This window comes from Promicromonospora sp. NPDC050880 (genome assembly GCF_044456525.1).
GTDB lineage: Bacteria > Actinomycetota > Actinomycetes > Actinomycetales > Cellulomonadaceae > Promicromonospora.
In genome coordinates this window covers 156625-168592 of the sequence record NZ_JBITFV010000003.1, presented here as the reverse complement: position 1 = coordinate 168592, position 11968 = coordinate 156625, and the positions used below count along the sequence as shown (strand labels likewise).

General features: G+C 71.0%; 13 protein-coding genes. 10 read left to right on the top strand and 3 right to left on the bottom strand.

What is annotated here, in order from left to right:
* Positions 1-11: 11 nt before the first annotated feature.
* The 3 genes from ACIBBF_RS07485 to ACIBBF_RS07475 all read right to left on the bottom strand — a co-directional run bounded on the left by ACIBBF_RS07485 (position 12) and on the right by ACIBBF_RS07475 (position 1862).
* Positions 12-686, bottom strand: coding sequence for an HNH endonuclease family protein (locus tag ACIBBF_RS07485; RefSeq protein WP_397412078.1), 675 nt, complete (start codon positions 684-686; stop codon positions 12-14).
* 227 nt (positions 687-913) lie between these two features.
* Positions 914-1423 (bottom strand): hypothetical protein, encoded by a 510-nt coding sequence (locus tag ACIBBF_RS07480; RefSeq protein ID WP_397412076.1) that lies wholly within the window; start codon positions 1421-1423, stop codon positions 914-916.
* A 166-nt stretch (positions 1424-1589) separates the two neighbouring features.
* Complete coding sequence (locus ACIBBF_RS07475; RefSeq protein WP_397412074.1) at positions 1590-1862, bottom strand: hypothetical protein; 273 nt, start codon at positions 1860-1862, stop codon at positions 1590-1592.
* Between the two features lie 310 nt (positions 1863-2172).
* Between ACIBBF_RS07475 and ACIBBF_RS07470 the strand changes: the two genes are divergently transcribed.
* The 10 genes from ACIBBF_RS07470 to ACIBBF_RS07425 all read left to right on the top strand — a co-directional run bounded on the left by ACIBBF_RS07470 (position 2173) and on the right by ACIBBF_RS07425 (position 11961).
* Entirely contained in the window at positions 2173-4194 is a 2022-nt protein-coding gene (locus ACIBBF_RS07470; RefSeq protein ID WP_397412072.1) for a D-alanyl-D-alanine carboxypeptidase family protein, read from the top strand.
* A gap of 85 nt (positions 4195-4279) precedes the next feature.
* Complete coding sequence (locus ACIBBF_RS07465; RefSeq protein ID WP_397412070.1) at positions 4280-4582, top strand: DUF2087 domain-containing protein; 303 nt, start codon at positions 4280-4282, stop codon at positions 4580-4582.
* 49 nt (positions 4583-4631) lie between these two features.
* Positions 4632-5099: an aminoacyl-tRNA deacylase gene (locus ACIBBF_RS07460; RefSeq protein WP_397412068.1), complete on the top strand. Its 468-nt coding sequence runs from the start codon at positions 4632-4634 to the stop codon at positions 5097-5099.
* Between the two features lie 278 nt (positions 5100-5377).
* Positions 5378-5758 (top strand): STAS domain-containing protein, encoded by a 381-nt coding sequence (locus tag ACIBBF_RS07455; protein ID WP_397412066.1) that lies wholly within the window; start codon positions 5378-5380, stop codon positions 5756-5758.
* Between the two features lie 46 nt (positions 5759-5804).
* On the top strand, positions 5805-7061 hold the full coding sequence (locus ACIBBF_RS07450) for an FAD-binding protein (protein WP_397412064.1): 1257 nt from the start codon (positions 5805-5807) through the stop codon (positions 7059-7061).
* Positions 7062-7136: 75 nt separating this feature from the next.
* Positions 7137-8699, top strand: a complete 1563-nt coding sequence (locus tag ACIBBF_RS07445; protein ID WP_397412062.1) for a sodium-dependent transporter — start codon at positions 7137-7139, stop codon at positions 8697-8699.
* Complete coding sequence (locus ACIBBF_RS07440; RefSeq protein ID WP_397412060.1) at positions 8696-8872, top strand: methionine/alanine import family NSS transporter small subunit; 177 nt, start codon at positions 8696-8698, stop codon at positions 8870-8872. Before ACIBBF_RS07445 ends, ACIBBF_RS07440 begins: the two co-directional genes overlap by 4 nt.
* Before the next feature lie 281 nt (positions 8873-9153).
* The gene (locus ACIBBF_RS07435; protein ID WP_397412058.1) at positions 9154-10083 is read left to right on the top strand and encodes an ABC transporter substrate-binding protein; all 930 of its coding nucleotides are present in this window, start codon (positions 9154-9156) and stop codon (positions 10081-10083) included.
* A 103-nt stretch (positions 10084-10186) separates the two neighbouring features.
* Positions 10187-11158 carry an amino acid ABC transporter permease gene (locus ACIBBF_RS07430; RefSeq protein WP_397412056.1) on the top strand — a complete coding sequence of 324 codons (972 nt, stop codon included), beginning with the start codon at positions 10187-10189 and terminating at the stop codon, positions 11156-11158.
* Complete coding sequence (locus ACIBBF_RS07425) at positions 11155-11961, top strand: amino acid ABC transporter ATP-binding protein (protein ID WP_397412054.1); 807 nt, start codon at positions 11155-11157, stop codon at positions 11959-11961. The genes ACIBBF_RS07430 and ACIBBF_RS07425 overlap by 4 nt, the downstream gene beginning before the upstream one ends.
* The last annotated feature ends 7 nt before the right edge of the window (positions 11962-11968 follow it).

Genomic DNA, 11968 nt, shown 5'->3' with positions numbered 1-11968 from the left:
GCGCGGCGCCGTCAGTACGTGCAGGAGTCCAGCAGGGGCTGGAGGGCGGACTTCTCGGCGGCGTCCACGGTGAGGTCCCAGCGGGCCTTCGTGTGGATCCACATCTTCGCGTACGCGCACCGCTTGCTCGCGAGCGGCGGTACCCACTCGGCGGGGTCCTTGTCGCTCTTGGAGCTGTTCACCTCGGCGGTGACCGCGATGAGCTGCGGCCCGGTGAGGTCGTTGGCGAAGTCCTGCCGGCGATCCGTCGTCCACCCGCTCGCGCCCGAGTACCAGGCCTCGGCCAGCGCCACCACGTGGTCGATCGAGATGTCGGCCGGTGCGGTGCGGGTCTCACCGTCGTACTCGCTGTACCAGCTGCCTGACGTCGGGTAGCAGTCGCTGCCGACCTCGACGCCGTCACCGTCCCGCTGCAGGACGGTCTCCCGGGTGGTGCACCCGTCGACCGTGATCCAGTGCGGGAACAGGTCCCGGTCGTACGGGGCGGAGGCGCCCTCGGCCTGCACGGTGAGGCCGTCGAGCTCGGACTGGGCCACCGCCTTGGAGGGGAGGTCGGGCGGATACGCCCCGGCGGGCTGCGCCTGGACCGTCAGGAGCGCGACGAGGGCGAGCGCCGCGACCGAGGCGACGAGGTGGCGGGCGCGGGACGCCCGGACGGGGTGCGGCGGGACGGCGGGCTGCGGCATGGGACAGACCTTCCTCGAGACTGACCGGGCGCTTTTCATGGTGGTCCGGGGTGATGACCCCGAAATGACCATGATGTGACGATAACCGAAATTTCACCCGGTCTGTTCGAGCGAAAAGGCCCGCCTCGAGAAGGGTGTGCGGCACGGCGTCCGGGGTGGAGCGATGCCGGACCGTCCTCTCGAGGCGGACCTGTGCGCGGCCGGCCGGTGGACGGCCGGGAGCGTGGTCAGGAGGTGGCGACGCCCAGCCAGTAGCCGAGGCCGACGAGGGCGAGGGCGCCGACCGTCTCGATGATGGCGAGCGCGAGGCCCCAGCGGGCGAGCCACAGGTCGAAGCCCTCCTTGCCGGCGCGGGCGACGGCGATCGCGTTCAGCACGACCCCGATGACGGGCAGTGCGGCCAGGAAGAAGGTGAGGAGGCTGAAGACCGTGGTCTGCGGGTCCTCCTCGGCCTCCTCGGCGACCGGTGCGGCGACGGCGGTCTCGGTGACCACGGCGGTGGCGACGGCGGACCCGGCGGCCGCCTCGGGAGCTGCGGGCTCGGCGGCGGGCGCCGGAGCGGTGGTGGTCTCGGCCGCGAGGGCCTGGGTGTCTGCCTGCGCCTCGGACGTCACCGCGGTCGCCTCCGGCGCGGCGGGCTCGGTCGCCACGGCCTCGGCCGCGACCGGGGTCGTGCTCTCGTCGAGCGGAGCCTCGGAGGTCGGAGCCGCGGGTGTCGTGGTGTCGGGCGTGGTCATGGTGGTCGTGCTCCCCTGGTTGCAGGTCTTGTGGAAATGTCAGGCCATATTGTGGAGTATCCGAAAGGTCTTGGATAGACCGGTATCGACCGGTGAATCAGCAGAGGCTGCCGTCCTGGGAAGGACGGCAGCCTCTGCTACGGGGTGGGTCCTGCGCCGGGGCAGGTCACATGGTCGTCGGCACGGAGAGCGCCGCCCAGACGCCCAGACCGACGAACACCAGGTAGAGCACGGTGAACACGATCGAGAGGCCGAGGCCCCACTTCGCGAGCTTGCTGTCGAGTCCGGCCTTGCCTGCCTTCGACGTGGCGATCGCCGAGACGATGATCCCGATCGGAGGGGCGACGAACGCGAGCACGAAGCCCACGATGGCCAGCGTGTTGGCCTGCGGGTCCTGGACCGTGCCCTGGACGGCGGGGGCGGACGGAGTCTCGGACATGGAGGGACTTCCTTTCACGGCCACTCTTCCGGCCGTTCGACTGCGGGCGCCGGTGCGCCCGTACGGACCCGGGTCAGTGTGAAGCATCCCGTGATGTGCGTGAAGACCCCATTGCGCGGTACGCCTGAATCGTTACCCTTGACGCTCGGGCGTCATCCGCTTCGGCGGCGCGCGTCCTCTCGGGAGCGGTTCGTCCGGGGGCTGGAAATTACTCCCTCCGAGTTCACCTGGACGTGATAGTCCTGTAGCAGGATCCGAACGGCACGTACCGCGCACCTTCCAGGCCGCGCACCGACCGAGGGGATGACGCGTGAGCGACACGGCGAAGACGCCCGTCCCGGGCTTTCTCCGGACCTTCACCCACGCGGTTCCGCGTGCCTACCGGCTCGTGGTCTCGCGCGGCGGTGCCAAGGGTTTCCTCCGTTCCCTCGGTACGGGGACGGTCGCGACGGCGATCGCCGCGGCCGTGCTGTTCACGGCATCCGCCAGCGTGCCCGGCCTGGGGCCGTCCGGGCCGGACGGCGACCCGCCGATCCGGCTGTACGGGTCGGTCGAGAGCGTGAGCGTCGGCGAGACGGACACCGCACCGGAGGGCGTCACGCTCGGCCAGATCGTCGCGGTGCTGGAGCGCGCCGAGCAGATGGCGCAGGAGCAGGGGGCGGCGTTCAGTCCCGCCGTGGCGCAGGCCGCCGCCGAGCTCGGCATGCTCTACACGACCTACCAGATGCAGCAGCTCGCGTTCGGTGAGAACAACGAGGGCCTGCGCGTCGAGGACGCGCCGATCGCGCGCGGGTCCGGCCCCTCGGACGACGACGCGTCGTCCGGCGGCGGTCACGACGCCGCCGCGAAGGAGTCCGGCCCGGGCAAGGACGGCAAGGGCGCGGCCGGTGACGACGAGCAGGGCGACGACCGGGACACGTCCGGCGGCGCCGAGGACGACGCCAGGAACGAAACCAGGGACGACCGGCCCGAGCCGGAGGAGTCCGCGCCCGCGGTGGAGGTCTCGAACGAGATCACGTCGGTCGCCGACCCGCACGACGCTGACCCGACGGCCGGCTACGTCACCTACGACCAGGTGGTGATCGCCGCCGTGCGGCTGGCGAACATGCTGGACCCCTCCGTGCCGAACGCCCTCGTGGAGGTGGAGGGCGCCGAGCGCGGGGGCTTCTCGCTGCGCGAGAGCCTGCTCGACATCGTGAACCTGTTCGGCGGTACCACGACCGGCTACGCGAACGGCCGGATCCCGACCGACGTGCTGTGCCCGCTGGAGTTCGCTCCCGGGCACATGCTCCGCTGCGACGCGGCCGAGCGCCTGACCGCGCTGAGCGCCGAGTTCGAGCAGGAGTTCGGCTACCCGATCCCGATCACCGACTCCTACCGGTCGTACGAGATGCAGGTCGTGCTGGCGGGCGTCAAGCCGCACCTGGCGGCCATCCCGGGTACCTCGAACCACGGCTGGGGCCTGGCCGTCGACCTGGGCAACCCGATCGCCGGCGGGCACTCCGCCGAGTACGTCTGGATGCGTCTGCACGGACCGGACTACGGGTGGGACAACCCCTCCTGGGCACGGCTCGACGGCGTCAAGCCGGAGCCCTGGCACTTCGAGTTCTTCGCTGCGGGCTCGATCCCGAACCGCGCCATCGATCCCGGCGACGTCGGCACCTGGTCGCCCGACGACCCGTCCGACTCGGCCACCCCGCACTACAAGCCGCCGCTCAAGCCCAAGCCGAACGACGGCGGGTCCGCGAACGAGCCGGACGAGAAGCCCTCGGACCGGCCCGGCGGCAACCCGCCGTCGCAGAAGCCGACCAAGCCGACGCCGAAGCCGAGCGATCCGGGCGATCCGTCGACATCGCCCGGCGACCCGACGGATCCCGGTGACCCGACCGATCCGGGCGAGCCGACCGATCCCGGTGACCCGACGGATCCCGGTGACCCCAGCGGGGAGCCGTCGGAGCCGGGCGAGCCGTCGCCCAGTCCTACGCCCAGCGAGCCGTCGCCGAGCCCGTCGCCGAGCGAGCCGGACCCCGATCCGTCCGACGACCCGTCCGACCCCGCCGAGTGCGAGACCGGCACGGAGGACCCGGCCGGGAGCGCGACCGAGACCGACGCCGGTACGGACGACGGCACGAGCACCGGCACCGACCCCGACAGCACGGAAGACCCGGGCTCCGAGGACCCCGGCACCACCGACCCCGGCACCACCGACCCGTGCCCGGACGACGGGACGGACGAGCCCACCCCCGACCCGACCCCGACGGCCACCTCGACCACGGCGGCGAAGCTGCCCGACGAGGACCTCGGCGTCGTCGACGGCGACGCCGAGGAGTGACCTCCGCCCGCGCCGCCGGGCGGGACTCCGGCGCACGGCACCGCGGTACCCCACCTGACAGCGAGGACTGATCGAGCACGTGACCATGGAACCGACCCCGGCCCGGCAGCTTCCCGGCGACCCGCAGCGCTTCCTCCGTTCGGGCCGCCTGGAGGCGATGCCGCGGCGGTGGCGCGACAAGCTGGCCGTGACCCGCTACCTGGCGGTCCGGGCGATGCCCGTGCTCCTGGAGCCGGTTACCGAGCGGGAGCTCACGGACCGCCTGAGCGAGCTGACCCTCGACCCGGCCGGCCTACGCCGTGCGATGGTGGACCAGGGTCTGGTGCAGCGCACCCGGGACGGCGCCGAGTACTGGCGCACGGAGCGCACCGAGTACGACGAGTCTTGACCATATGCTGAGACATCGAAGACTCGTGATTTCGGGATAGGGAACTGACATGAGCGAAGAACGTGCCGTCGCCGCGCTGGAGGCTGCGGGGATCCCGTTCGAGATGACGCGGCACGGCCGCGTCGGCAGCCTCGCGGAGGCGGCCGCGGCGCGCGGCGTCGACCCGTCGCGGGTGCTCAAGACGATCGTGGTGCGCCGTGCCGACGACGACTTCCTGTTCGTGCTGGTGCCCGGCGACCGGCAGATCTCGTGGCCCAAGCTGCGTGCGCTGCTCGGCGTCTCGCGCCTGTCCATGCCGAGCAAGGAGGTCGCGTTCGAGGTCACGGGCTACGAGCGGGGAACCATCACCCCGTTCGGGTCGTTGCACAAGTGGCCCGTCGTCGCGGACTCCCGGCTCAGCGAGCCGGGGCCCGTGTCGATCGGCGGGGGTGCCCACGGCGTGGGTGCCACGGTCGATGCCGTCGACCTGACGACGGCGCTCGACGCCACGGTCGCGGACGTGACCGACCCTGCCTGAGCCGTCTCGGGCGGGCTGTCGGGCCAGGTCCGCGGCGGCGCGGAGGCACCAGTTCTCCGTGGTGCAACGTGACCGTAACGCCTGGGGGGTGGACGGAAGCCCAGTGCCGGGTGAACACTCGCCATAGGCAATTCTTGCCCCTCCTCCCCGCGGAGGGGTCGGAGAACACCAAGAAGTGTCCAAGTGAGCGCCCCCCAGCACGTGTGTGCCAGTCAGAGCCAGCGAAGCTGTCTACCGAAGTCGAGGCCCGACCAATGCAGGACGGAGCGAATGACCCCATGGACCCTCTCCCGTCAGACTCAGCGCAGGACCTGGTTCCCGGCCGCTCGGGATCCGGTATCGCCTGCCGGAACACCTACGAGGGCACGGTGCTGACCCTCTGGGGCGACATCGACGCGCTGCTGCGCGAGAACGCGAGCTCGGCGATGGCCACGCTCGCGGCACGGCCTGATCCCGACCCCGTCATCGTCGACGCCCGGGACGTCACCTTCATCGACTCCTCCGGGGTCGCCTTCATCCTCCAGGTCTTCGTGCTCGGTGAGGAGACGGGTTCGCCCGTCCTGCTGCGCGAGCCGTCCGCCGTGGTGATGGAGGTCCTGGACATGGTCGGCATCAGCCAGCGGATCCCCGTGGTCCGCAACGCCACGGCCAGCGCCTGACGGACCCCCGGTCCGGCGCACCACGGAGGAGTGGCACCCTGGTCCGGTGAAGAACTGGGCTGCGAACCTCACCTACTCCTCCGCGCGCATCGAGCGCCCCCGGACCCTCGCGGAGCTCGCCGGCATCGTCGCCGGTGAGCCCCGCGTCCGGGCCCTCGGGTCACGCCACTCGTTCTGCGACGTCGCCGACACGACGGGCGTGCACGTCCAGCTGGACCAGCTCGACGACGGGCGCGCACCCCTCGTCGTGGACCCCGCCACCGGTGTGGCGTCGGTCCGTGCCGGCCTGCGGTACGGCGAGCTCGCGCCGGAGCTGCACGCGCGCGGCCGGGCCCTGGCGGCCATGGCGTCGCTGCCGCACATCTCGGTGGCCGGTGCCGTCGCGACGGGCACCCACGGCTCGGGCGACGGCACGCGGTCGCTGGCGGGTGACGTCGTCGGCGTGGAGCTGCTGACCGCCGACGGCGAGGTGCGGACCCTGCGCCGGGGCGACCAGGACTTCCCGGGATCCGCGGTGGCGCTCGGCGCCCTCGGCGTCGTCACCCGGGTCGAGCTGGCCACGGTGCCGGCGTTCGACGTGCGCCAGGACGTGTTCACCGGCTTGTCCTGGGACGCGCTGACCGAGAACCTCGACGCCGTCATGGGCAGTGCCTACTCGGTCAGCGTCTTCACCAGCTGGTTCGAGCCGGACGTCCGCATGGTCTGGTGCAAGTCCCGGGTGGACGACGGCGTGGGTGCCGCCCCGGCGCTCCTCACCGAGCTGGGGGCGGCGCCGGCGACCCGGGCCATGCACCCCCTGCCCGACGTCGCCGCGGTGGCCTGTACCGAGCAGGGCGGGGTGCCCGGTCCGTGGTTCGAGCGCCTGCCGCACTTCCGGCTGGACTTCATGCCGTCCCTGGGCGAGGAGCTCCAGTCGGAGTACCTCCTGCCGCGCACCGCGGGTGCCGACGCCGTCCGCGCCGTGCGGGCGCTCGGGGACCGGATCGGCCCGCTGCTGCTCACCTCGGAGATCCGCACGGTCGCCGGCGACGACCAGTGGCTGAGCACCACGCCGGAGGACAGCCTGGCGCTGCACTTCACGTGGCGGCAGGACTGGCCGGCCGTCCGCGAGGTGCTGCCCGAGCTGGAGGCGGCGCTGCTGCCCCTCGGCGCCCGGCCGCACTGGGGCAAGCTCTTCACGGTGCCGGTGGCCGAGCTGCCGGGCCTGTACCCCCGGTTCGGTGACTTCGCCGCGCTGGCCGCGCGCCTCGACCCCGAGGGTGTCTTCCGCGGCGGATACGTGGAGAAGCTGCTGGCCGGCTGACCGGTCGCCGCCCCACCAGACCTGCCGCACGAGGTCAAGTTCGCGTTTCGGGTGATTTTCTCGGAGGATCGGGGGATGAACGACGCGCAGAGCACGACGGCGGAGCCCGCGAAGCGGGAGGAGTTCAGCGGACAGCTGGGCTTCATCCTGTCCGCGGTGGGCTCCGCCGTGGGGCTGGGCAACATCTGGCGGTTCCCCGGAGTGGCCTACGAGAACGGTGGTGGCGCCTTCCTGGTGCCCTACCTGATCGCGCTGCTCACCGCGGGCATCCCGATCCTCTTTCTGGACTACGCGATCGGCCACCGGTTCCGCGGGTCGGCCCCGCTGGCGTTCCGCCGCATCAAGCGGTGGCTGGAAGGGCTGGGCTGGTTCCAGGTGGCGATCTGCTTCGCGATCGCCGTCTACTACGCGGTCATCATCGCGTGGGCGCTCAGCTACTTCGTCTACTCGTTCGACCTGGGCTGGGGCGACGACACGGCCGGGTTCTTCACCGGCACCTACCTCCAGCTCGCCGACGCCGGCGGCGCGGACCCGTGGTTCACGCTCGACTTCGTGCCGGCGGTGCTGATCCCGCTGGTGCTGGTGTGGGTGGCGACGATCGCGGTGCTGGCCGCCGGCGTCGCGAGGGGCCTGGAGAAGGTCAACTTCGTGTTCATGCCGCTCCTGCTGCTCGCCTTCGGCACCCTCGTGGTGCGGGCGCTGTTCCTGCCGGGTGCGGCCGACGGCCTCAACGCGCTGTTCACCCCGGACTGGGGCGCGATGGCGGACCCGAACGTCTGGATCGCCGCGTACAGCCAGATCTTCTTCTCGCTGTCGATCGCGTTCGGCATCATGATCACGTACGCCTCCTACCGCCGCCGTCGCGCCAACCTGACGTCGCCGGGCTTCGTGGTGGCGTTCAGCAACTCCGGCTTCGAGCTGTTCGCAGGCATCGGCGTCTTCGCCGCGCTCGGCTTCCTGGCCCACGAGCAGGGCCTCGCCGTGGCCGAGCTGGAGGGCATCAGCGGCCCCATCCTCGCGTTCGTGACGTTCCCCGCGCTGGTGTCGCAGATGCCGGTCGGTGGCCTGTTCGGAGCGCTGTTCTTCGGCTCGCTGGTGATGGCCGGGTTCACGTCGCTGCTGTCCATCCTCCAGGTGGTGTCCGCGTCGTTCCAGGAGAAGTTCGGCTGGACGCGCACCCAGGCCTCGCTCCGCATCGGCGTCGTCGCGGCGCTGGTCTCCGTGCTGATGTTCTCCACCACGACCGGGCTGATTGCGCTGGACACCGTGGACCAGTGGGCCAACAACATCGGCATCGTGACGTCCGCGATCGTGACCACGGTGGTCATCGGCTGGGTGCTCCGGCGCACGGAGGAGATGCGGTTCCACCTCAACGGGGTCTCCACGATCCCGATGGGCCGGTGGTGGTCGTTCTGCATCGCGGTGCTCGGCCCCGTGGTGCTCACCGCGATGCTGGTCTCGCGGATCGTCACCCTGCTCGTGGAGGGCTACGAGGGCTACGCCCCGTGGTACCTCGGCGTCATGGGATGGGGCGTCGTCGCCCTGTTCGTCGTCGCGGCCGTCGTGCTGACCCGCACCCGCTGGCGCGTCGATCCCGACGACTTCGTCGCCTGGCCCACGTTCGGAGGTAAGTCATGAGTGGAGCGGCGATCGCCCTGCTGGTCGTGGCACTCGTCGTCGTGTGGGGAGGGCTCGCGGTGAGCATCGTGGCCCTCGCCCGGCGGCCCGAGCGCACCGACTACCCGCACGGCTGGCAGCACGAGGGAGGACCTGAGGACCGGCCTGACGAGCCGGTCGAGCACGACACCTGACGGGGTGCCTCGGCAAGTCGGTCCGTGACCGGCTTTCCGAGGTACTTTAAGCAGGTCAGACCTTATCCAGACGGATGAAACGCGCCAGTAACGCGTCATACATCACAATGTGACATCAGTCTCGAAGTGCCGGGTTTACGCCAGCGGGTCGTCACGGTTAGGTGAGACTCGCATACGAGGCGCCAGGTGCGCCGTCGGGTCCTCTGCTCCCCTGACGACAGAGATCTGTCGGGTCGTCCGGGCCTCGTGACACGGAATCGAATCGACCCAGGAGACCCCTGATGCGCAGGCTTCCCGCCCTCACCGCTGCGACGGCGCTGACCGCTGCCGCCCTCGTCCTGACCGCTTGCACCGACGCGTCGCAGCAGCCGACCGGCTCCGACGGCGCCTCGGACGAGGCCAGCGCCGAGGCGTCCTTCGACCCGTCGGCCGTGGAGGCCGACGAGGAGATCGCGGCGCTGCTCCCGCAGGAGATCGCCGACAAGGGCACGCTGACCGTCGGTTCCAACACCGAGTACGCGCCCGCCGAGTTCATCGATGCGGACGGCAAGACGCCGGTCGGCTTCGACATCGACACGGTCACCGCCGTGGCCGCCGTGCTCGGCCTGGACGTCGAGATCGAGTCCGCCGCGTTCGACGGCATCATCCCCGCCATCGGCTCCAAGTACGACCTGGGCATCTCCGCGTTCACCATCACGGACGAGCGCACCGCCGAGGCCAACATGATCAGCTACGCGGTCGCCGGCTCGCAGTACGGCGTCGCGGCGGGCAACCCCGAGGACTTCGACCCCGAGAACCTGTGCGGCGCCACCATCGGCGTGCAGACCTCGACCATCCAGGACGAGGAGCTCACCGAGGCCACCGCGGCGTGCGAGGACGACGGCGAGGAGGCCATCGACGTCGTGCGCTACGAGTCGCAGGCGGACGTCACGACCAACCTCGTGGGCGGCAAGCTGCAGGCCATGTACGCCGACTCGCCGATCACCGCCTACGCGGTGGAGCAGACCGGCGGCGAGGTCGAGACCATCGGCGACATCGTGGACGCGGCGCCCTACGGCATCGTGGTCGCGCAGGACGACGAGGAGCTGACCGAGGCCGTGCAGGCCGCGGTGCAGAAGCTGATCGACGACGGCACGCTCGCGGACATCTTCGCCGCCTGGGGCAGCGCCGACCCGGTCGTGGACGAGGCGGAGCTCAACCCGGCCGAGTGACCCCGTCCGCCGGGTGCACGGCGCCCGTGGTCCGCTCCGTGCGTGACTGCGGGTACCGTGCACCCAGCTTTTCCAGGCACCCTCGAGGAAAGGAATGGGTGACGTGACGACGCAGCCGTCGCCGTCGGGCAGCGATCCCGTGCCCAACCGCATCCACGCGCGGCCCGTGCCGCGTCCCGGCCGCCTCGTCGCGGCCGCCGTCGTGCTGGTGCTGGCCGCCATGGCGGCCAACGCGCTGGTCACCAACCAGAACGTCCGCTGGGACGTGGTCTGGCTCTACCTGCGGGACGTGGTGGTCGTCCGCGGCGTCATGTGGACGCTGATCCTCACCTTCGGGTCGATGGCCATCGCCGTGGTGCTCGCCGTGACGCTCGCGATCATGCGCCGGTCGGACAACCCGGTCATGCGCTGGGTGAGCTGGGCCTGGATCTGGTTCTTCCGTGGCACCCCGATCTACACGCAGCTCATCTTCTGGGGTCTCCTCGCGGTGCTGTACCCGCGGCTGTCGCTGGGCATCCCGTTCGGTCCGGAGTTCTTCTCGTTCCGCACCGACGACGTGCTCACGGCGTTCTGGCTCGCGCTGTTCGGGCTGGCGTTCAACGAGTCGGCCTACCTCGCCGAGATCGTGCGCGCGGGCCTGACCTCCGTGGACCCGGGCCAGACCGAGGCGGCCAAGGCGCTCGGCATGAAGGACGGCAAGATCATGCGCCGCGTGATCCTGCCGCAGGCCATGCGCGTGATCGTCCCGCCGACCGGCAACGAGACGATCTCCATGCTCAAGACGACGTCGCTGGTGGTCGCCGTGCCGCTCACCTTCGAGCTGACCTACGCGACCTCCGCGATGGGCAACCGGCAGTTCCTGCCCATCCCGTTCCTGGTGATCGCGGCGCTCTGGTACCTGCTCATCACGTCGATCCTCATGGTGGGCCAGCACTACCTGGAGCAGTACTACGGCCGCGGGTTCGGCACCACCACCCGCCGCCGGGGCCGCGGCAGGGGCCCCGGCGGCAGGCAGGCGGCGATCGCGGCCGCCGGGACCGTGCAGGAAGACGTCAACCGGGAGGTGACCCCATGAGCGCCGTCGCGCACCCGCCCGCCGACGCCACCGAGATGGTGTCCGTACGTGCCGTGCACAAGGTGTTCGGCCACGGCCACGACGCCGTGCACGTGCTGAAGGGCGTGGACCTCGACGTCGCGCGCGGCTCGGTCACGGTGATCCTGGGACCGTCGGGCTCCGGCAAGTCCACGCTCCTGCGCTGCATCAACGAGCTGGAGGAGATCACCGGCGGCTCCATCGTCGTCGACGGCGACCTGATGGGGTACCGCAAGGACGCCAAGGGTGTGCTGCACCGGCTGCACCCGAAGGCGATCGCGCGGCAGCGCTCCCGGATCGGCATGGTCTTCCAGCGCTTCCACCTGTTCCCGCACATGACGGCGCTGGAGAACATCATGGAGGCGCCCGTGCAGGTGCGCGGGCTGTCCAAGCGCGCGGCGCGGCAGCGGGCCACCGAGCTCATCGAGCGCGTGGGGCTCTCGGACCGGGCGGACCACTACCCGGCCCAGCTCTCCGGGGGTCAGCAGCAGCGCGTGGCCATCGCCCGGGCGCTCGCCATGGACCCCGAGCTCATGCTGTTCGACGAGCCGACGTCGGCCCTCGACCCCGAGCTCGTGGGAGAGGTGCTGTCGGTGATGAAGGACCTGGCCCGGTCCGGCATGACGATGATCGTGGTGACGCACGAGATCGGGTTCGCCCGCGAGGTCGCCGACCACGTCGTGTTCATGGACGACGGCGTCATCGTGGAGTCGGGCCCGCCGCAGGAGGTCCTCGACGACCCGCAGCACACCCGCACGAAGAACTTCCTGTCCCACGTCCTCTGACCCTCCC

Excerpts from the sequence above, each read along its gene's own strand:
- ACIBBF_RS07485 (WP_397412078.1), bottom strand. The coding sequence starts at position 686 with ATGCCGCAGCCCGCCGTCCCGCCGCACCCCGTCCGGGCGTCCCGCGCC.
- ACIBBF_RS07480 (WP_397412076.1), bottom strand. The coding sequence starts at position 1,423 with ATGACCACGCCCGACACCACGACACCCGCGGCTCCGACCTCCGAGGCT.
- ACIBBF_RS07475 (WP_397412074.1), bottom strand. The coding sequence starts at position 1,862 with ATGTCCGAGACTCCGTCCGCCCCCGCCGTCCAGGGCACGGTCCAGGAC.
- ACIBBF_RS07465 (WP_397412070.1), top strand. The coding sequence starts at position 4,280 with ATGGAACCGACCCCGGCCCGGCAGCTTCCCGGCGACCCGCAGCGCTTC.
- ACIBBF_RS07460 (WP_397412068.1), top strand. The coding sequence starts at position 4,632 with ATGAGCGAAGAACGTGCCGTCGCCGCGCTGGAGGCTGCGGGGATCCCG.
- ACIBBF_RS07455 (WP_397412066.1), top strand. The coding sequence starts at position 5,378 with ATGGACCCTCTCCCGTCAGACTCAGCGCAGGACCTGGTTCCCGGCCGC.
- ACIBBF_RS07445 (WP_397412062.1), top strand. The coding sequence starts at position 7,137 with ATGAACGACGCGCAGAGCACGACGGCGGAGCCCGCGAAGCGGGAGGAG.
- ACIBBF_RS07440 (WP_397412060.1), top strand. The coding sequence starts at position 8,696 with ATGAGTGGAGCGGCGATCGCCCTGCTGGTCGTGGCACTCGTCGTCGTG.
- ACIBBF_RS07435 (WP_397412058.1), top strand. The coding sequence starts at position 9,154 with ATGCGCAGGCTTCCCGCCCTCACCGCTGCGACGGCGCTGACCGCTGCC.
- ACIBBF_RS07425 (WP_397412054.1), top strand. The coding sequence starts at position 11,155 with ATGAGCGCCGTCGCGCACCCGCCCGCCGACGCCACCGAGATGGTGTCC.